Here is an 18,141-nt window from a genome sequence, read left to right on the forward strand (position 1 = left end):
CGTTAGCTTGCCGCCTTGAGTGACTAGAATGAGCGCGCGAGCAAACCCAATACAGATTCAACCTATCTTTATTAAATCCATACAGACACTGCCTATGTGCGGCTGAATCCTGTATTTTCATGCTATCTGTACTGGTCCCCTGGGAGTGACCGCTGTGACCCTTTACGTCAACCTCGCCGAATTGCTGGGCACACGCATCGAACAGGGTTTTTATCGCCCCGGCGACCGCCTGCCTTCCGTACGCGCATTGAGTGTGGAGCACGGGGTCAGCCTGAGCACGGTGCAGCAAGCCTATCGATTGCTGGAAGACAACGGCCTGGCGATGCCCAAGCCCAAGTCCGGCTATTTTGTGCCGCCAGGGCGTGAACTGCCGGCGCTGCCCGAGGTGGGTCGCCCGGCCCAGCGACCGGTGGAAATTTCGCAGTGGGATCAGGTGCTGGAATTGATTCGTGCAGTGCCGCGCAAGGGCACCATACAGCTGGGTCGTGGCATGCCGGACGTGTTGTCGCCCACGCTCAAGCCATTGCTTCGCAGCCTTGCCCGCGTCAGCCGCCGCCAGGATCTGCCGGGGCTGTATTACGACAACATCCTTGGCTGTATGGAATTGCGCGAGCAGATTGCGCGACTGTCATTGGATTCCGGTTGCCAACTGACAGCCGAAGACATTGTTATCACCACCGGCTGCCACGAAGCCTTGTCCGCCAGTATCCGCGCCATTTGCGAGCCCGGCGATATCGTTGCAGTGGACTCGCCAAGTTTCCACGGCGCCATGCAGACCCTCAAGGGTCTGGGCATGAAAGCCCTGGAAATCCCTACCGACCCGATCACCGGCATCAGCCTTGAAGCCCTGGAACTGGCGCTGGAACAGTGGCCGATCAAAGTCATCCAGCTCACCCCCAACTGCAACAACCCATTGGGCTACATCATGCCGGAGGCGCGCAAACGCGCACTGCTGACCCTGGCCCAGCGCTTCGACGTGGCGATCATCGAGGACGATGTGTATGGCGAACTGGCCTACAGCTACCCGCGCCCGCGCACGATCAAATCCTTCGACGAAGACGGCCGGGTGCTGCTGTGCAGTTCATTTTCAAAAACCCTGGCGCCCGGCCTGCGCATTGGCTGGGTCGCGCCGGGTCGCTACCTGGACCGGGTGCTGCACATGAAATACATCAGCACCGGCTCGACCGCCACCCAGCCGCAGATCGCAATCGCAGAATTTCTCAAAGGTGGCCATTTCGAACCGCATTTGCGCCGGATGCGCACGCAATATCAGCGTAACCGCGACCTGATGCTCGACTGGGTCAGCCGCTACTTCCCCGCCGGTACGCGCGCCAGCCGGCCCCAGGGCAGTTTTATGCTGTGGATAGAATTGCCGGAGGGCTTCGATGCGCTCAAGCTCAACCGCGCCCTGATGGAACAAGGCGTGCAGGTGGCGGTAGGCAGCATCTTTTCTGCCTCCGGCAAGTACCGTAATTGCCTGCGCATGAACTACGCTGCCAAATCGACGCCGCAGATCGAGGAGGCGGTGCGCAAGGTCGGTACCGCTGCGCACGCCCTGCTGGCCGAAACGGCGGACTGACCTTTTCCGAGCAATTGCCGTCATATGCCGACAACCGCCCTGACCTGGATGCCGCTTCCTTGATGATTCAACGGCTTTTACCGCTTGTCCTGATGGGAGCGCTGGCACTGGGTGGCTGCGCGACGGCCTACACACCGCGCGTGCCCAGTGATGCGCTGCCGGCGGCACAGTCCTCCTTCGGCCGTTCGATCCAGGCCCAGGCGGCGGCGTATCAGGGCCGCTCGGGCTTTCGTCTGCTGCCCAACAGCAGCGAAGCCTTCATGGCCCGCGCCGAACTGATCCGCAACGCCCAGACCAGCCTGGACCTGCAGTACTACATCGTGCACGACGGCATCAGCACGCGCATGCTCGTGGGCGAACTGCTCAAGGCCGCCGACCGCGGCGTGCGGGTGCGCATCCTGCTGGACGACACCACCAGCGACGGGCTCGACCAGATCATCGCGACGCTTGCCGCCCATCCCAACATCGACATTCGCCTGTTCAACCCGCTGCACCTGGGGCGCAGCACGGGGGTGACCCGCGCCATGGGGCGCCTGTTCAACCTGTCGCTGCAACACCGGCGCATGCATAACAAACTGTGGCTGGCTGACAACAGCGTGGCGATCGTGGGTGGACGCAACCTGGGAGATGAGTATTTCGATGCCGAACCCAACCTGAATTTCACCGATATCGACATGCTCAGCGTCGGGCCGGTGGCCGAGCAGCTGGGCCACAGTTTCGATCAGTACTGGAACAGCGCGCTGAGCAAGCCTATCGATGAGTTTGTCTCGGACATGCCCTCCAAGGTCGACCTCGCTGTCGCACGTGGGCGCCTGGAGACCTCGCTGGCCCAATCGCGCCAGCAAAACCACGCCCTGTATAACCGCCTGCGCACCTACCAGACCCAGCCGCGCATGGATATCTGGCGTCGCGAGTTGATCTGGGCCTGGAACCAGGCGCTGTGGGATGCCCCGAGCAAGGTGCTGGCCAAGGCCGACCCGGACCCGCAATTGCTGCTCACCACGCAGCTGGCGCCGGAGCTGGAAGGTGTCAGCCGTGAGCTGATCATGATTTCAGCGTACTTTGTACCCGGCCCGCCCGGGTTGGTGTACCTGACGGGCCGCGCCGATGCGGGCGTGTCGGTGAATCTGCTGACCAATTCCCTCGAAGCTACGGATGTACCCGCCGTGCATGGCGGCTACGCACCCTACCGCAAGGCGCTGCTCGAGCATGGCGTAAAGCTCTATGAGCTGCGTCGACAGCCCGGCGACCCCAGTGCAAGCGGCGGGCCGCACCTGTTTCGTCGCGGCAGTTTTCGCGGCTCCGACTCCAGCCTGCACAGCAAGGCGATGATTTTTGACCGGGAAAAGTCGTTTATCGGTTCGTTCAATTTCGATCCGCGCTCCGTGCTGTGGAACACTGAAGTCGGCGTGCTGGTGGACAGCCCGGAACTGGCGGAACACGTACGCAACCTGGCGTTGCAAGGGATGGCGCCGGCGCTGAGCTACGAGGCGAAATTGCAGGACGGGCAGATCGTGTGGGAGACCGAAGATAACGGCCAGTTGCACACCCTGACCCGGGAGCCCGGCAGTTGGTGGCGACGGTTCAATGCCTGGTTCGCGACCAGCGTCGGCCTGGAGCGCATGCTCTAACCCATGTGGGAGGGGGCTTGCCCCCGATTGCGGTGTGTCAGTCACCCGATGCAGCCACTGACACTAAGCTATCGGGAGCAAGCCCCCTCCCACATTTGCCCCTGCACTATTTCCAGCAGAGTTAGAGCTTGATCCAGGTCGCCTTCAGCTCGGTGTATTTGTCGAACGCGTGCAGCGATTTATCGCGACCGTTACCCGACTGTTTGAAGCCACCGAACGGAGCGGTCATGTCGCCGCCGTCGTACTGGTTGACCCACACACTACCGGCACGCAGGGCCTTGGCCGTCAGGTGCGCCTTGGAAATGTCCGCCGTCCACACCGCCGCGGCCAGGCCATATTGGGTGTCGTTGGCGATGGCGATGGCTTCTTCGGCGCTGTCGAACGTGATCACCGACAGAACCGGGCCAAAGATTTCTTCCTGGGCAATTTTCATGGCGTTGGTCACACCGTCGAAAATGGTCGGTTCGACGTAAGTACCACCGGTTTCTTCCAGCGTGCGCTTGCCCCCGGCGACCAGCTTGGCGCCATCGGCATGACCGGCTTCGATGTACGACAGCACGTTGTTCATCTGCTGGGTGTCCACCAGCGCACCCACGTTGGTGGCGGGGTCCAGCGGGTTACCGGGTTTCCAACCCTTGAGGGCTTCGATCACCAGCGGCAGGAAGGTGTCCTTGATCGAACGCTCCACCAACAGGCGCGAACCGGCGGTGCAGACTTCGCCCTGGTTGAAGGCAATGGCGCTGGCGGCGGATTCGGCGGCGGCTTGCAGATTTGGCGCATCGGCAAACACGATGTTCGGGCTCTTGCCGCCGGCTTCCAGCCACACGCGCTTCATGTTCGATTCGCCGGAGCGGATCAACAGCTGCTTGGCGATTTTAGTGGAACCGGTAAAGACCAGGGTATCCACGTCCATGTGCAGCGCCAGCGCGTTACCCACGGTGTGGCCGTAGCCCGGCAGTACGTTGAACACGCCTTTTGGAATGCCGGCCTCAACGGCCAGGGCGGCGACGCGGATGGCGGTCAGCGGAGACTTTTCGGACGGCTTGAGAATCACCGAGTTACCGGTCGACAGCGCCGGGCCGAGTTTCCAGCAGGCCATCATCAGCGGGAAGTTCCACGGTACGATCGCACCGACCACACCGACGGGCTCACGGGTCACCAGACCCAGTTGGTCATGGGGCGTGGCCGCCACTTCATCGTAGATCTTGTCGATGGCCTCGCCGCTCCAGCTCAGGGCATTTGCCGCGCCGGGTACGTCGATGTTCAGGGAGTCGCTGATCGGCTTGCCCATGTCCAGGGTTTCCAGCAGCGCCAGCTCCTCGGCATTGGCCTTGAGCAGCGCGGCGAAACGGATCATCACCGACTTGCGCTTGGCCGGTGCCAGGCGCGACCAGACCCCGGAATTGAAAGTGGCGCGGGCGTTTTCCACGGCGCGCTGGGCGTCGGCGGCGTCACAGCTGGCCACGGTGGCGAGCAGACGGCCATCGACCGGGCTGATGCATTCGAACGTATCACCGGAAACGGCGGCGGTGTATTCGCCATTGATGTAAGCGCGGCCTTCAATCTTCAGGTCCTTGGCGCGTTGTTCCCAGTCGGCACGGGTCAGGGTGGTCATGCGAGTGTCCTCCTCTTATTGAATAGAGGGCCAGGTGGATGTACCCCCGGCAGCCTCAAAGAATTCTTGCCCGCCAGCCATCTGTTCGGCGCAAGGCAACTGCCACCCTAAACCAGCGGCTGGGGATGTTTCAATATATTTGACATAACGGCGGTAAACGCCCTTGCGATGTTCATTTTAATAAACATAGACTTTGGGCTCCCCAACCGCAGGCCAGACGGGACAAGCACATGAGCATCCAGGACATCGTCGATTTCAGCCAAGCCAACACCGCCCCCGACCGCTATCGCCCTGCCGCCGAGAAAATCCTCAAGGGCGATCCCGAACAGACGATCTACAACCACTACAACAGCCCATGCGGACAAATGAACGCGGGCGTCTGGGAAGGCGAAGTCGGGCAGTGGACAGTCAATTACACCGAGCATGAATACTGCGAGATCGTGCAGGGGGTTTCCGTACTGCGCGATGCCCAAGGGAATGCCAAAACGTTGCGCGCCGGCGACCGCTTTGTGATCCCCGCCGGCTTCAGCGGCACCTGGGAAGTGCTGGAAGCATGCCGCAAGATCTACGTGCTGTTCGAGCAGAAAGCCTGATCAGCGAATCCCAGGCAAAAAAAAGCCCGTATCGTGAGATACGGGCTTTTTTTCACAAGGAAGAAAATCAATTACTTGATTTTGCCTTCTTTGTAGATCACGTGCTTGCGAACGCGCGGGTCGAACATTTTCTTTTCGAGCTTGTCCGGGGTAGTACGCTTGTTCTTGTCGGTAGTGTAGAAGTGACCAGTACCGGCGCTAGAGATCATTCGAATCAATTCACGCATGATAGAGCTCCTTAGATCTTGCCGGCGGCGCGGATTTCGGCCAGCACGACAGTGATGCCACGCTTGTCGATGATACGCATGCCTTTGGCAGATACACGCAGGCGAACAAAACGTTTCTCTTCTTCAACCCAGAAGCGGTGATGCTGCAGGTTCGGCAGGAAACGACGACGGGTTTTGTTATTTGCGTGGGAAATGTTATTCCCAGTCACCGGACCCTTACCGGTAACTTGACAGACTCTCGACATGCCTCAGCCCTCTAAAACCACATGCCCAACCCGGCATGGGTTGGCCGCTTAATCTCTCAGTCATTTGGCGCCAGGCGCCGCGTTTCTTTAGGGTCTTACCGGCTACACCTACAAGCGAAGGAACCGGGCCCCTAGAAAAGAGCGCTGCTTTATACCAGAAAGACCCAGGTGCAACAACAGCGAGTGTGTTTTTACCTGGGCAAATCTCGGCTATTGGCGCCTGAACCGTTGCCAGGAGGGGCCGCTGTAACAGCCGACCGCTCGTCGCACAGAATGATTTTCAGCGCCTGCAAGTACTCGTACCTGCCTGTTGAAACGCGCTGAGGCGCCATCAAAACAGCATTTTGGCTAAAAGCACAGGCAAAAATGGACTAGTCATTTACCAATCAGACCTCTACGGTAGGCTTTTTCCAGACTGCACTCGCAGATGGGCCTTCGATCTGCACAGGAAACCGAATATGCGCCTCGCTGCCCTACCGCTGTTGCTAGCCCCCCTTTTTATTGCGCCGATGGCCGTTGCCGCCACCAACTTGAGCATTTGCACCGAGGCCAGCCCCGAAGGGTTCGACGTGGTGCAATACAACTCGTTGACCACCACCAATGCTTCGGCGGACGTGCTGATGAACCGCCTGGTGGACTACGACGCAACCGCCGGCAAGCTGGTGCCGAGCCTGGCAGACAGCTGGGACGTCTCTGCGGACGGCCTGACCTACACCTTCAAATTGCACCCGAACGTGAAATTCCATCGCACCGAGTATTTCTCTCCAAGTCGCACCCTGACGGCCGAAGACGTGCGCTTCAGCTTCGAACGCATGCTCGACCCGGCCAACCCGTGGCACAAGATCGCCCAGAGCGGCTTTCCCCACGCCCAATCCCTGCAATTGCCGGCGCTTATCAAGAAGATCGATGCCCTTGACCCGCTGACCGTGCGCTTCACCCTGGATCACGCCGATTCCACGTTTCTTGCAGCATTGAGCATGGGTTTTGCCTCGATCTACCCGGCCGAATATGCCGACAAACTGCTCAAGGCCGGCACCCCGGAGAAGCTCAACAGCCAGCCCATTGGCACCGGACCGTTCGTTTTCGTGCGCTTCCAGAAAGATGCGGTGGTGCGCTACAAGGCCAACCCGGACTACTTCGCCGGCAAACCGACTGTGGATAACCTGATCTTCGCCATCACGCCCGATGCCAATGTGCGCCTGCAGAAACTGCATCGCGATGAATGCCAGATCGCCCTGTCGCCCAAGCCCCTGGATGTGGGCGAGGCAGAAAAAGACCCGGCCCTGAAGGTGGAAAAAACCGCCGCCTTCATGACCGCCTTCGTTGCCATCAACAGCCAGCACCCGCCACTGGACAAGCCCGAAGTGCGCCAGGCGATCAACCTGGCCTTCGACAAAGGCAGCTATCTGAAGGCCGTATTCGAAGGCACCGCCGAAGCGGCCAGTGGCGTTTATCCACCCAATACCTGGAGCTATGCCAGGGACTTGCCGGGTTATCCACAAGACCTCGCCAAAGCCAAGGCGCTGCTGAACCGCGCCGGCCTCAAGGACGGCTTCAAAACCACCATCTGGACCCGTCCTACTGGCAGCCTGCTGAACCCCAACCCGAATCTTGGCGCTCAACTGCTGCAGGCCGATCTGGCCAAGGTAGGCATTCAGGCCGACATCCGCGTGATTGAGTGGGGCGAGTTGATTCGCCGCGCCAAAGCCGGCGAACACGACCTGCTCTTCATGGGCTGGGCCGGTGACAATGGCGACCCGGATAACTTCCTGACCCCGCAATTTTCCTGCGCAGCCGTCAAATCCGGTACCAACTTCGCCCGCTACTGCGACCCTGCGCTGGACAAGCTGATCAGCGCCGGCAAGACCACCAGCGAACAAGGCGTGCGCAGCAAGCTCTACCAGCAGGCCCAGACGCAGATCCAGCAACAGGCCCTGTGGCTGCCCTTGGCACACCCCACTGCGTTCGCCCTGACGCGCAAAAATGTCGGGGGCTACCAGGTGAGCCCGTTTGGCCGGCAGGATTATTCCAAAGTCAGCGTCAAACCTTGAGCTGCAAGCTGCGAGCCCGCTTGAGGCTTGCAGCTTGAACCTGCTGCTGCCCGCCTACATCCATCCGTATTCCGCCATCGACAACGGATCACCATCGCCCACGATGATGTGATCCAGCACCCGTACGTCCACCATTTCCAAGGCCTTCTGTAGAATTTTGGTCAGTTTTCGATCAGCGGGACTTGGATCCACGCTTCCCGAAGGGTGGTTGTGGCACAGGATCAACGCTGCCGCGTTGTACGCCAGTGCGCGCTTGACCACCTGCCGGGGATAGACCAGAGCGGTATCGATGGTGCCTTCGCAAAGCGCCTCGAAACCCAGCACCCGATGCCTGGAGTCGAGAAACAGGCAGCCAAACACCTCGTGAGACTCGTGACGCAGCAGCGCCTTGAGGTATTCGCGCACGGCCAGCGGGCTTTCCAGCACCGAATCGTTGCGCAAGCGCTCGGCCATGTGGCGCCGGGACATTTCCAGCACCGCCTGCAATTGGGCAAACTTGGCCGGCCCCAGGCCCAACTGCTGATTGAACAGCGCCTGGCTCGCCTCCAGCAGCGGACGCAGGCCACCAAATTGGGCCAACAAATGGCGCGCCAGGTCCACGGCGCTTCTGCCGGATACCCCGGTGCGCAGGAAGATCGCCAGTAATTCGGCATCGGACAGACTGGCCGCACCCCACTCCAAAAGCTTCTCTCGTGGCCGCTCGGTAGCAGGCCAATCGCGAATACTCATCCCACCTCCTTCCCTTGATGTATGCCGTATGCGCCGCTGTTGCCGAGCGGTCGCTGTGTTATCGTAGGCCCTCTTTTTTGCCTGCGATTTCACCTGGGGAGGAGTTATCGCAGGCGTCACTGAACTGGCTTCACTGAACTGGAAAGGCAAACCAATGCAGCGTCTGTATCGGAAACGCATCGTTCTCGGCGTCGGCGGCGGCATTGCCGCCTACAAGAGCGCGGAGCTGGTTCGCAGGCTCCTGGATCAGGGCGCCGAAGTGCGTGTGGTCATGACCCGTGGTGGCAGTGAGTTCATCACCCCGCTGACCATGCAGGCCTTGTCCGGCCACCCGGTTCACCTGGACCTGCTGGACCCGGCGGCCGAAGCTGCGATGGGCCATATCGAACTGGCCAAATGGGCCGACCTGGTGCTCATCGCGCCGGCCACCGCCGACCTGATCGCGCGCCTGGCCCAGGGCATCGCCGATGATCTGCTGACCACCCTGGTACTGGCCACCGACGCCACCGTCGCCATCGCCCCGGCGATGAACCAGGCCATGTGGCGCGACCCGGCCACCCAGGCCAACACCCAACTCCTGCAAAGCCGTGGCCTCAAGGTCTTCGGCCCGGCGTCCGGTAGCCAGGCCTGTGGCGACGTTGGCATGGGCCGCATGCTCGAAGCCACCGACCTGACGCTGTGTGCCGCCGAGTGCTTCCAGCACCTGGCCCTGACCGGCAAACACGTACTGATCACCGCTGGCCCGACCCAGGAAAACATCGACCCGGTGCGCTACATAACCAACCATAGCTCAGGAAAAATGGGCTTTGCCCTGGCTGAAGCCGCGGTTGAGGCAGGCGCACGCGTGACCCTGATCACCGGCCCGGTGCATTTGCCGACGCCCGATCGTGTGACCCGAATCGACGTAGTCAGCGCCCGCGACATGCTGGCGGCCTGTGAGGCGGCTATTCCGTGCGACCTGTTCATCGCCTCGGCAGCGGTTGCGGACTACCGGCCGGAAGTCGTCGCACCGCAAAAGCTCAAGAAAGACCCTACAAGCGGCGATGGCCTGCTCCTGCAAATGGTGCGCAACCCGGACATTCTGGCCACCATCGCCACGCGTCCGGACCGTCCGTTCAGCGTCGGTTTCGCTGCCGAGACCGAACATTTGCTGGACTATGCCGCACGCAAATTGAAAGACAAAAACCTCGACCTGATCGTCGCCAATGATGTCGCCAACCCGAGCATCGGCTTCAACAGCGAGGAAAATGCCATCAGCGTGATCGACCGCGAGTTGCACGCCACCGTTTTCGCCCAGACCAGCAAGGGCAAGATTGCCCGCCAACTGATCTCTTTTATCGCCCAACGGCTGAACCAGGTTTAATGTCCATGCACGCTTTGCAAGCCAAGATCCTCGACCCACGCATCGGTAGCCAATTCCCGCTCCCGGCGTACGCCACCCCAGGTTCAGCGGGCCTGGACCTGCGCGCCATGCTCCAGCAGGACACGGTCCTGGAGCCAGGCCAGACAATCCTGATCCCCACCGGCCTGTCGATCTACGTCGGCGACCCTGGCCTGGCGGCCCTGATCCTGCCGCGCTCCGGCCTGGGCCACAAACACGGCATCGTGCTGGGCAATCTGGTGGGCCTGATCGACTCCGACTACCAGGGCGAATTGATGGTGTCGTGCTGGAACCGCGGCCAGACCGCGTTCAACATCGCGGTTGGCGAGCGCATCGCCCAACTGGTGCTGGTGCCGGTGGTACAAGCGCAGTTCGAACTGGTGCAGGAATTCGACGAAACCCAGCGCGGCGCAGGTGGTTTCGGGCATTCCGGCAGTCACTGACTAAGCTGAACAGGGCCGGGTGCGATTGCCCGGCCAGACGCCACCGCCAGGTTTTTCAGGATGAAGAATGCGCGAAAATTATCAGCGGATTTTATTAAATAAAATCAATAAGTTACGCAGATATGCGCGCAGGACCGACGCGCCGATGGCACTTTTACACCACGAACTCTCTGCCGAAAACGTCGTCATACCCTTCAGTTTGAGCCTGCCGGCCAGCCACATCAGGCCAGCCTTGCCCCCTTTCAGATGGAGTTTCCCCCCGCGATGAGTACCGCAGCCCGCGTAGCCCCAAGCTTTCCCGACAGCATCTTCCGCGCCTATGACATTCGTGGCGTGGTGCCCAAGACCCTGACCGCCGAAACCGCCTACTGGATCGGCCGCGCCATCGGTTCACAGAGCCTGGCCCAGGGCGAGCCGAATGTCTCGGTAGGCCGTGACGGCCGCTTGTCAGGCCCCGAGCTGGTGGAACAACTGATCCAGGGTCTGGCCGACAGCGGTTGCCACGTCAGCGACGTCGGCCTGGTACCGACGCCTGCGTTGTACTACGCCGCCAACGTCCTGGCCGGCAAGTCCGGCGTCATGCTGACCGGCAGCCACAACCCGTCGGACTACAACGGCTTCAAAATCGTCATCGCCGGCGACACCCTCGCCAACGAACAGATCCAGGCCCTGCACACTCGCCTGAAAACCAACGACCTGACCACCGGCACCGGCAGCATCACCAAGGTCGACATCCTGCAGCGCTATTCCGACGAAATCACCCGCGACGTCAAGCTCGACCGCCGCCTCAAAGTCGTGGTGGATTGCGGCAACGGCGCAGCGGGCGTGATCGCTCCGCAATTGCTCCAAGCCCTCAATTGCGAAGTGATTCCCCTGTTCTGCGACGTCGATGGCAACTTCCCCAACCATCACCCGGACCCGGGCAAACCGGAAAACCTGGTGGACCTGATCTCGAAGGTCAAGGAAGTGGGCGCCGACGTCGGCCTGGCTTTCGACGGCGACGGCGACCGCGTGGGCGTCGTGACCGAAACCGGCGAGATCGTGTTCCCGGACCGGTTGCTGATGCTGTTCGCCCGTGACGTGGTGGCGCGCAACGCCAACGCCGAAATCATCTTCGACGTGAAGTGCACCCGTCGTCTTACGCCGCTGATCAAGGAATACGGCGGTCGACCGTTAATGTGGAAGACCGGCCACTCGTTGATCAAAAAGAAAATGAAGGAAACCGGCGCGTTGCTGGCTGGCGAGATGAGCGGTCACGTGTTCTTCAAGGAACGCTGGTTCGGGTTTGACGACGGCATTTACAGCGCTGCGCGCCTGCTGGAGATCCTCAGCAAGGAAAAATCCACGGCGCAAGAGTTGTTCCAGACCTTCCCGAACGATATTTCCACGCCCGAGATCAATATCCATGTGACCGAGGAGAGCAAATTCAGCATCATTGACGCACTGCACGATGCGCAATGGGGCGAAGGCGCCAACCTGACCACCATTGATGGTGTGCGAGTCGATTACGCCGAAGGCTGGGGCCTGGTTCGCGCGTCCAACACCACACCGGTGCTGGTGCTGCGTTTCGAGGCGGATACCGAGGCCGAGTTGCAGCGCATCAAGGACGTATTCCACGTCCAGTTGAAACGTGTTGCCCCTGATCTCCAATTACCGTTCTGATTTTTAACCGGAGCCCTGAATGACCCTCGAACGCGAAGCCGCTGCCAACACCGCCAAGGTCCTGTCCGAAGCGTTGCCCTATATTCGACGCTACGTCGGCAAGACGCTGGTGATCAAGTACGGCGGCAATGCCATGGAAAGCGACGAGCTGAAAACCGGCTTTGCCCGCGACATCGTGCTGATGAAAGCCGTGGGGATCAACCCGGTTGTCGTCCACGGCGGCGGGCCGCAAATCGGCGACCTGCTCAAGCGTTTGTCGATCGAGAGTCACTTCATCGATGGCATGCGCGTCACTGACGCGCAGACCATGGACGTGGTGGAGATGGTGCTCGGTGGCCAGGTCAACAAGGACATCGTCAACCTGATCAACCGCCACGGCGGCAGCGCCATTGGCCTGACCGGCAAGGACGCGGAACTGATCCGCGCGAAAAAACTGACCGTGACGCGCCAGACGCCGGAAATGACCCAACCGGAAATCATCGACATCGGCCAGGTGGGCGAAGTAATCGGCATCAACACCGATCTGCTCAACCTGCTGGTCAAGGGTGACTTCATCCCGGTGATTGCACCCATCGGCGTGGGTGCCAACGGTGAGTCGTACAATATCAATGCCGACCTGGTTGCAGGCAAGGTGGCTGAGGCGCTGAAGGCTGAAAAGCTGATGCTGCTGACCAACATCGCAGGCCTGATGGACAAGGAAGGCAAGGTGTTGACCGGCTTGACCACTCAACAAGTGGATGAGTTGATTGCCGACGGCACCATCTACGGCGGCATGTTGCCGAAGATCCGTTGTGCGCTGGAAGCTGTGCAAGGCGGCGTCGGCAGCTCGTTGATCCTGGATGGCCGTGTGCCGAACGCGATCCTACTGGAAATCTTCACCGATACGGGTGTAGGCACGCTGATCAGCAATCGCAAGCGTCCTTAAAAACGCTGAAAACAAATGTGGGAGGGGCTTGCCCCCGATGGCGGCGTATCAGTTGGAGTATCCAGCACTGATCCACCGCTATCGGGGGCAAGCCCCCTCCCACATTTGACTGCGCCTGCAATACTTCTGGTCTAGACGCCGAACTGCTCGCGGTATGCCTTGACCGCCGGCAAGTGCTGCCTGAGCTGCGGATCATCCTCCAGGAACTGCAACACCTGGTTCAGCGACACGATGCTCACCACCGGGATCCCGAAATCACGCTCCACTTCCTGGATCGCCGACAACTCGCCGTTGCCGCGCTCCTGGCGGTTCAGCGCGATCAGCACGCCTGCCGCCTTGGCGCCGTCCTGGGAAGCGATGATCTGCATCACTTCGCGGATTGCGGTGCCGGCGGTGATGACGTCGTCGATGATCAGCACGTCGCCGGTCAACGGGGCTCCGACCAGGCTGCCACCTTCACCATGGGCCTTGGCTTCCTTGCGATTGAAGCACCACGGCAGGTCCCGCCCGTGATGTTCCGCCAGGGCCACCGCCGTCGCAGCGGCCAGGGGAATGCCTTTGTAGGCCGGACCAAAGAGCACGTCGAAGGAAATACCGCTTTCAACGATGGCTGCCGCGTAGAAACGCCCCAGTTGAGCCAGGGCGGAGCCGGAGTTGAACAAGCCTGCGTTGAAGAAATACGGGCTGGTGCGCCCGGACTTGAGGGTGAACTCACCGAAGCGCAAGACCCCGCGATCGATGGCAAAACGAATGAAATCGCGTTGATACGCCTGCATGAAAAAAGCCTCAGATACCACGGATTTAGCTAATTAGGTGGACGGCGTGTATCATACACGCACGCGATTTTTGGGGCCATTTATGCGGATCATCAGTGTGAACGTTAATGGTATTCAGGCTGCAGTCGAGCGTGGTTTGCTCAGTTGGCTGCAAGCACAGAATGCCGACGTCATCTGCCTGCAGGACACCCGCGCCTCCGCCTTTGAACTGGACGACCCAGCCTTCCAACTGGATGGCTACTTCCTTTATGCCTGCGATGCCGAAGTGCCCACCCAAGGTGGCGTGGCTTTGTACTCGCGGTTGCAACCCAAGGCGGTCATCAGCGGCCTCGGCTTCGAGACAGCCGACCGCTATGGGCGTTACCTGCAAGCCGATTTCGACAAGGTCAGCATCGCGACCTTGCTGCTTCCTTCGGGGCAGAACGGCGATGAAGACTTGAACCAGAAATTCAAGCTAATGGACGATTTCGCCCGTTATCTGGATAAACAGCGACGCAAACGTCGCGAGTACATTTATTGTGGCTCGCTGTACGTGGCGCAACAGAAGCTGGATATCAAGAACTGGCGCGACAGCCAGCAATCCCCGGGTTTCCTGGCGCCGGAACGGGCCTGGATGGACGAGATTGTCGGCAACATGGGTTATGTCGACGCCCTGCGCGAAGTCAGCCGTGAAGGCGATCAGTACAGCTGGTGGCCGGATAACGAACAGGCCGAAATGCTCAACCTGGGTTGGCGTTTCGACTACCAACTGCTGACCCCGGGTCTGCGCCGATTCGTGCGCAGTGCACGTTTGCCGCGCCAGCCGCGCTTCTCGCAGCACGCGCCGCTGATCGTGGACTACGACTGGACCTTGACCATCTGAGGTCTTTCTCCGGACACAAAAAAACCGACAGCGATGTCGGTTTTTTTTGTGGGCAACCGCTTACTTGATCAGGCGCCAGGTCCACGGATAACGGTAGGCAATACCCTTATTCGCCTTGATACCGGCAATGATCGTCAGTATCAGCGCGCCAATCACCAGCACGGTCATCAACAAAAAGCCGATGACCACGAACCCCAGCAACAGGCACACCAGCCAGGCAATCGCCACCGTGATCTGGAAGTTCAGGGCTTCCTTGCCCTGGTCATCGATAAGCGGGTCCACATCCTTCTTGAACTGCCACAGGATCAACGGCCCCAACAAACTGCCGAAGGGGAATACCAACCCTGCAAACGCCGCGAAATGACACAACATCGCCAACTGGCGTACTTCCCTGGACGGTGCCGGAACCGGCAACTGGCTGTCATTCATGGCGCTTCTCCTCTGGACCGGCTCAGTCAGCCAGTGCGGCGTTTTGCAGTTCAAAGATTTCGGTCATGCCTTTCTGCGCCAGGGCCAGCATGGCGTTCAGCTCGGCCGGCTGGAATGGCGCGCCTTCGGCGGTGCCCTGCACTTCGATAAAACCACCGGTGCTGGTCATCACCACGTTCAGGTCGGTCTCGGCAGCCGAGTCCTCCAGGTAGTCCAGGTCCAGCACAGGCTCGCCCTGGTACATGCCGACCGAAACGGCGGCGATCATTTGCTTGAGCGGGTCACCGCCCTTGAGGCCACCGCGCTTCTTGATCACTTTCAATGCGTCGACCAAAGCCACCATGGCGCCGGTGATCGACGCGGTACGGGTGCCGCCGTCGGCCTGGATCACGTCGCAATCGACGTATAGGGTCACGTCGCCCAGCTTGGACATGTCCAGGGCTGCGCGCAGGGAGCGACCGATCAGGCGCTGGATTTCCAGGGTACGCCCGCCCTGCTTGCCACGGCTGGCTTCACGCTGGTTACGCTCGCCGGTGGCACGCGGCAGCATGCCGTACTCAGCGGTCAACCAACCCTGGCCCTGGCCCTTGAGGAAACGCGGCACGCCGTTCTCGACGCTGACGGTGCAGATCACCTTGGTATCACCAAACTCGACCAGTACAGACCCCTCGGCGTGTTTGGTGTAGTTGCGGGTGATGCGGATCGAGCGGAGCTGATCGGCAGCGCGACCACTTGGACGTTTCATAGGGAATACCTGTACTGAGGACGAAAAACTGCGGAGCATTATAGAGCCGCCAGCGGATTCGGGGCACTTCTAAAAATCCGGTTACGAATACGCGCGTTTGGGCGTGCTCGCCCCACTGCGCTACAATCGCGCCCCTTCGTTACTGTGTAGGAGCGAGCTTGCTCGCGAAAAACGTCAACGATAACGCGCTCCTCCTGATTTAACGCGGCGCCCTTGCGTTCTTCGCGAGCAAGCTCGCTCCTACAGGTCAGCCTGACCACTTTCTATTTATCCAACGCGAGGTACCTCCATGGTGCACAGCATGACCGCCTTCGCCCGTGTCGAAAAAGCCGGCGCCCAAGGCACCCTCAGCTGGGAATTGCGCTCGGTCAACAGCCGTTACCTGGAGCCGCACCTGCGCCTGCCCGAGTCTTTCCGCGACCTCGAAGGCGCCGTACGTGAAGCGCTGCGCCAGGGTATTTCCCGCGGCAAGCTGGAATGCACCCTGCGCTTTACCGAAGAAACCACCGGCAAAGCACTGCAGGTCGACCGCGACCGCGCTGCGCAACTGGTCGCCGCCGCCGAAACCATCGCGGGCCTGATCAAGCAGCCCGCCGCACTGAACCCTCTCGAAGTCCTGGCCTGGCCCGGCGTGCTGGTGGCCGATGCCACCGACCCGCAAGCCTTGAACGCCGAAGCGCTGGCACTTTTCACCCAGGGTCTGCACGAACTCAAGGCCGGCCGCGAGCGCGAAGGCGCCGAACTGGCGCGCCTGATCAACGAGCGCCTGACGTCTATCGAAGCGGACGTCGTCACCCTGCGCGAACTCGTACCGCAGATGCTCGCCACCCAGCGCCAGAAGGTCCTGGACCGCTTCGCCGACATGAAGGCCGACCTCGATCCCGTGCGCCTGGAGCAGGAAATGGTGCTGCTGGCCCAGAAAAGCGACGTCGCCGAAGAGCTCGACCGCCTGAGCACCCACATCCTCGAAGTGCGCCGCGTGCTCAAGTCCGGCGGCGCCGCCGGTCGGCGCCTGGACTTCCTGATGCAGGAACTCAACCGCGAAGCCAATACACTGGGCTCCAAAGCGTTCGACCCGCGCAGTACCACGGCTGCGGTCAACCTCAAGGTGTTGATCGAGCAGATGCGCGAACAAGTACAGAATATTGAGTAAGGCAACCTCCATGACCCACAGCACCGGCACCCTTTACATCATTTCCGCCCCCTCGGGCGCGGGCAAGAGCAGCCTGGTCAAGGCCCTGACCGACGCTGACGAGCAGATCCGCATCTCGGTGTCCCACACCACCCGCGCCATGCGCCCGGGTGAAGTGAACGGCGTGCACTATCACTTCGTCGAGCGTACCGAGTTCGTCAAGATGATCGAACACGGTGACTTCCTCGAGCGCGCCGAAGTGTTCGGCAACCTCTACGGTACTTCGCAAAGCCACCTGCAGCAGACCCTGGACGAAGGCCACGACCTGATCCTGGAAATCGACTGGCAGGGCGCTGAGCAAGTGCGCCAATTGATGCCCAAGGCGCGCTCGATCTTCATCCTGCCGCCCTCGCTTGAAGCCCTGCACCAGCGCCTGACCAACCGCGGCCAGGACAGCGACGAGATCATCGACGGCCGCATGCGTGAAGCCGTCAGCGAAATGAGCCACTACGTCGACTACGACTACCTGATCATCAATGACGATTTTGCCCACGCGCTGGATGATTTAAAGGCGATTTTCCGCGCCAACCAGCTGCAGCAAAAGCGCCAACAGCAGCGTTTCGGCAAATTACTGGCCGAACTGCTCGGCTGATTGGCCCTTCCCAAAACGGCTGCAAGGGCTTTACATTGGCACTTGCAGCGTTTTTGCGAGGGCCTGAGAAAAATCAGCGCTTCCCTAAACGCTGGTGATTTTTTAAACTGCTCAGTCAGCTCGCCCAACCGGGCAGCGCGCATCTTGCATTCGCTCCGAGGAATACCATGGCCCGCGTAACCGTTGAAGACTGCCTAGAACACGTGGATAACCGCTTTGAGCTGGTCATGCTCTCTACCAAGCGTGCCCGTCAACTGGCCACTGGCGGCAAAGAGCCCCTGGTCCAGTGGGAAAACGACAAGCCTACCGTTGTGGCCCTGCGTGAAATCGCCGAAGGCCTGATGAGCTACGAGTTCATCGCCAACGCTGAAATCGTTGAAGACGAACCGCTGTTTGCAGCGTTCGAGGACGAGTCCAACGAGGCCGTCTAAGCCTATGCCAGGTCGACGTAGCACGGCGCGGGG

The 18,141-nt window shown here is 60.6% G+C and carries 18 protein-coding genes and 1 pseudogene; 12 read left to right on the forward strand and 7 right to left on the reverse strand.

Annotated elements, in window-relative coordinates:
• Positions 1-154: 154 nt before the first annotated feature.
• Together MRY17_RS25330 and MRY17_RS25335 are read left to right on the forward strand one after the other, a co-directional pair.
• Positions 155-1,579, forward strand: coding sequence for a PLP-dependent aminotransferase family protein (locus tag MRY17_RS25330; RefSeq protein WP_243353037.1), 1,425 nt, complete (start codon positions 155-157; stop codon positions 1,577-1,579).
• Positions 1,580-1,641: 62 nt separating this feature from the next.
• Complete coding sequence (locus MRY17_RS25335) at positions 1,642-3,210, forward strand: phospholipase D family protein (protein WP_181285845.1); 1,569 nt, start codon at positions 1,642-1,644, stop codon at positions 3,208-3,210.
• 121 nt (positions 3,211-3,331) lie between these two features.
• Here MRY17_RS25335 and MRY17_RS25340 read toward each other — a convergent pair whose 3' ends face one another.
• Positions 3,332-4,825, reverse strand: a complete 1,494-nt coding sequence (locus tag MRY17_RS25340; RefSeq protein ID WP_191952509.1) for an aldehyde dehydrogenase — start codon at positions 4,823-4,825, stop codon at positions 3,332-3,334.
• A gap of 230 nt (positions 4,826-5,055) precedes the next feature.
• Between MRY17_RS25340 and MRY17_RS25345 the strand changes: the two genes are divergently transcribed.
• Entirely contained in the window at positions 5,056-5,418 is a 363-nt protein-coding gene (locus MRY17_RS25345; protein WP_191952508.1) for a cupin domain-containing protein, read from the forward strand.
• Between the two features lie 71 nt (positions 5,419-5,489).
• Here MRY17_RS25345 and rpmG read toward each other — a convergent pair whose 3' ends face one another.
• A complete protein-coding gene (gene rpmG, locus MRY17_RS25350) occupies positions 5,490-5,645 on the reverse strand; it encodes a 50S ribosomal protein L33 (RefSeq protein WP_003176906.1) in 156 nt (51 codons plus the stop codon).
• 11 nt (positions 5,646-5,656) lie between these two features.
• Entirely contained in the window at positions 5,657-5,890 is a 234-nt protein-coding gene (gene rpmB, locus MRY17_RS25355) for a 50S ribosomal protein L28 (protein ID WP_003176907.1), read from the reverse strand.
• Between the two features lie 458 nt (positions 5,891-6,348).
• On the opposite strand from rpmB, the gene MRY17_RS25360 reads away from it, so the two are divergent.
• Positions 6,349-7,941 (forward strand): ABC transporter substrate-binding protein, encoded by a 1,593-nt coding sequence (locus MRY17_RS25360; RefSeq protein WP_191952507.1) that lies wholly within the window; start codon positions 6,349-6,351, stop codon positions 7,939-7,941.
• A 54-nt stretch (positions 7,942-7,995) separates the two neighbouring features.
• On the opposite strand, the gene radC is transcribed toward MRY17_RS25360, so the two are convergent.
• Positions 7,996-8,670: a RadC family protein gene (gene radC, locus MRY17_RS25365; protein WP_181285842.1), complete on the reverse strand. Its 675-nt coding sequence runs from the start codon at positions 8,668-8,670 to the stop codon at positions 7,996-7,998.
• 154 nt (positions 8,671-8,824) lie between these two features.
• Here radC and coaBC point away from each other — a divergent pair, with 154 nt between their 5' ends.
• The 4 genes and pseudogenes from coaBC to argB all read left to right on the forward strand — a co-directional run bounded on the left by coaBC (position 8,825) and on the right by argB (position 13,081).
• Positions 8,825-10,033 (forward strand): bifunctional phosphopantothenoylcysteine decarboxylase/phosphopantothenate--cysteine ligase CoaBC, encoded by a 1,209-nt coding sequence (gene coaBC / locus MRY17_RS25370; RefSeq protein ID WP_191956180.1) that lies wholly within the window; start codon positions 8,825-8,827, stop codon positions 10,031-10,033.
• A 5-nt stretch (positions 10,034-10,038) separates the two neighbouring features.
• A complete protein-coding gene (gene dut, locus MRY17_RS25375; protein WP_065887079.1) occupies positions 10,039-10,494 on the forward strand; it encodes a dUTP diphosphatase in 456 nt (151 codons plus the stop codon).
• Positions 10,495-10,740: 246 nt separating this feature from the next.
• A pseudogene (locus tag MRY17_RS25380) lies at positions 10,741-12,156 on the forward strand (phosphomannomutase/phosphoglucomutase); the annotation flags it as partial.
• Between the two features lie 19 nt (positions 12,157-12,175).
• Positions 12,176-13,081: an acetylglutamate kinase gene (gene argB / locus MRY17_RS25385; protein WP_015886532.1), complete on the forward strand. Its 906-nt coding sequence runs from the start codon at positions 12,176-12,178 to the stop codon at positions 13,079-13,081.
• Positions 13,082-13,212: 131 nt separating this feature from the next.
• Here the strand turns inward: argB and pyrE are convergent, their stop codons facing one another.
• On the reverse strand, positions 13,213-13,857 hold the full coding sequence (gene pyrE, locus MRY17_RS25390; RefSeq protein ID WP_181285840.1) for an orotate phosphoribosyltransferase: 645 nt from the start codon (positions 13,855-13,857) through the stop codon (positions 13,213-13,215).
• A gap of 82 nt (positions 13,858-13,939) precedes the next feature.
• Between pyrE and MRY17_RS25395 the strand changes: the two genes are divergently transcribed.
• On the forward strand, positions 13,940-14,719 hold the full coding sequence (locus MRY17_RS25395; protein WP_003195493.1) for an exodeoxyribonuclease III: 780 nt from the start codon (positions 13,940-13,942) through the stop codon (positions 14,717-14,719).
• A 60-nt stretch (positions 14,720-14,779) separates the two neighbouring features.
• Here the strand turns inward: MRY17_RS25395 and MRY17_RS25400 are convergent, their stop codons facing one another.
• On the reverse strand, positions 14,780-15,148 hold the full coding sequence (locus tag MRY17_RS25400; RefSeq protein ID WP_057723312.1) for a DUF4870 domain-containing protein: 369 nt from the start codon (positions 15,146-15,148) through the stop codon (positions 14,780-14,782).
• Positions 15,149-15,170: 22 nt separating this feature from the next.
• The gene (gene rph, locus MRY17_RS25405; protein WP_016975928.1) at positions 15,171-15,893 is read right to left on the reverse strand and encodes a ribonuclease PH; all 723 of its coding nucleotides are present in this window, start codon (positions 15,891-15,893) and stop codon (positions 15,171-15,173) included.
• 289 nt (positions 15,894-16,182) lie between these two features.
• On the opposite strand from rph, the gene MRY17_RS25410 reads away from it, so the two are divergent.
• From MRY17_RS25410 to rpoZ, 3 genes are all read left to right on the forward strand, one after another.
• A complete protein-coding gene (locus tag MRY17_RS25410) occupies positions 16,183-17,046 on the forward strand; it encodes a YicC/YloC family endoribonuclease (RefSeq protein ID WP_181285839.1) in 864 nt (287 codons plus the stop codon).
• A 10-nt stretch (positions 17,047-17,056) separates the two neighbouring features.
• Positions 17,057-17,677, forward strand: coding sequence for a guanylate kinase (gmk, locus tag MRY17_RS25415; protein WP_124360338.1), 621 nt, complete (start codon positions 17,057-17,059; stop codon positions 17,675-17,677).
• Positions 17,678-17,844: 167 nt separating this feature from the next.
• Positions 17,845-18,108 (forward strand): DNA-directed RNA polymerase subunit omega, encoded by a 264-nt coding sequence (gene rpoZ, locus MRY17_RS25420; RefSeq protein ID WP_003176920.1) that lies wholly within the window; start codon positions 17,845-17,847, stop codon positions 18,106-18,108.
• The last annotated feature ends 33 nt before the right edge of the window (positions 18,109-18,141 follow it).

It is taken from the genome of Pseudomonas orientalis, assembly GCF_022807995.1.
Lineage (GTDB): Bacteria > Pseudomonadota > Gammaproteobacteria > Pseudomonadales > Pseudomonadaceae > Aquipseudomonas > Aquipseudomonas orientalis_B.

Coding starts and splice junctions, on each gene's coding strand:
- coaBC (WP_191956180.1), top strand. CDS start 8,825: ATGCAGCGTCTGTATCGGAAACGCATCGTTCTCGGCGTCGGCGGCGGC.
- MRY17_RS25360 (WP_191952507.1), top strand. CDS start 6,349: ATGCGCCTCGCTGCCCTACCGCTGTTGCTAGCCCCCCTTTTTATTGCG.
- gmk (WP_124360338.1), top strand. CDS start 17,057: ATGACCCACAGCACCGGCACCCTTTACATCATTTCCGCCCCCTCGGGC.
- rph (WP_016975928.1), bottom strand. CDS start 15,893: ATGAAACGTCCAAGTGGTCGCGCTGCCGATCAGCTCCGCTCGATCCGC.
- MRY17_RS25335 (WP_181285845.1), top strand. CDS start 1,642: ATGATTCAACGGCTTTTACCGCTTGTCCTGATGGGAGCGCTGGCACTG.
- MRY17_RS25345 (WP_191952508.1), top strand. CDS start 5,056: ATGAGCATCCAGGACATCGTCGATTTCAGCCAAGCCAACACCGCCCCC.
- MRY17_RS25395 (WP_003195493.1), top strand. CDS start 13,940: ATGCGGATCATCAGTGTGAACGTTAATGGTATTCAGGCTGCAGTCGAG.
- radC (WP_181285842.1), bottom strand. CDS start 8,670: ATGAGTATTCGCGATTGGCCTGCTACCGAGCGGCCACGAGAGAAGCTT.
- MRY17_RS25410 (WP_181285839.1), top strand. CDS start 16,183: ATGGTGCACAGCATGACCGCCTTCGCCCGTGTCGAAAAAGCCGGCGCC.
- argB (WP_015886532.1), top strand. CDS start 12,176: ATGACCCTCGAACGCGAAGCCGCTGCCAACACCGCCAAGGTCCTGTCC.
- pyrE (WP_181285840.1), bottom strand. CDS start 13,857: ATGCAGGCGTATCAACGCGATTTCATTCGTTTTGCCATCGATCGCGGG.
- rpmB (WP_003176907.1), bottom strand. CDS start 5,890: ATGTCGAGAGTCTGTCAAGTTACCGGTAAGGGTCCGGTGACTGGGAAT.
- dut (WP_065887079.1), top strand. CDS start 10,039: ATGCACGCTTTGCAAGCCAAGATCCTCGACCCACGCATCGGTAGCCAA.
- MRY17_RS25340 (WP_191952509.1), bottom strand. CDS start 4,825: ATGACCACCCTGACCCGTGCCGACTGGGAACAACGCGCCAAGGACCTG.
- rpmG (WP_003176906.1), bottom strand. CDS start 5,645: ATGCGTGAATTGATTCGAATGATCTCTAGCGCCGGTACTGGTCACTTC.
- MRY17_RS25400 (WP_057723312.1), bottom strand. CDS start 15,148: ATGAATGACAGCCAGTTGCCGGTTCCGGCACCGTCCAGGGAAGTACGC.
- rpoZ (WP_003176920.1), top strand. CDS start 17,845: ATGGCCCGCGTAACCGTTGAAGACTGCCTAGAACACGTGGATAACCGC.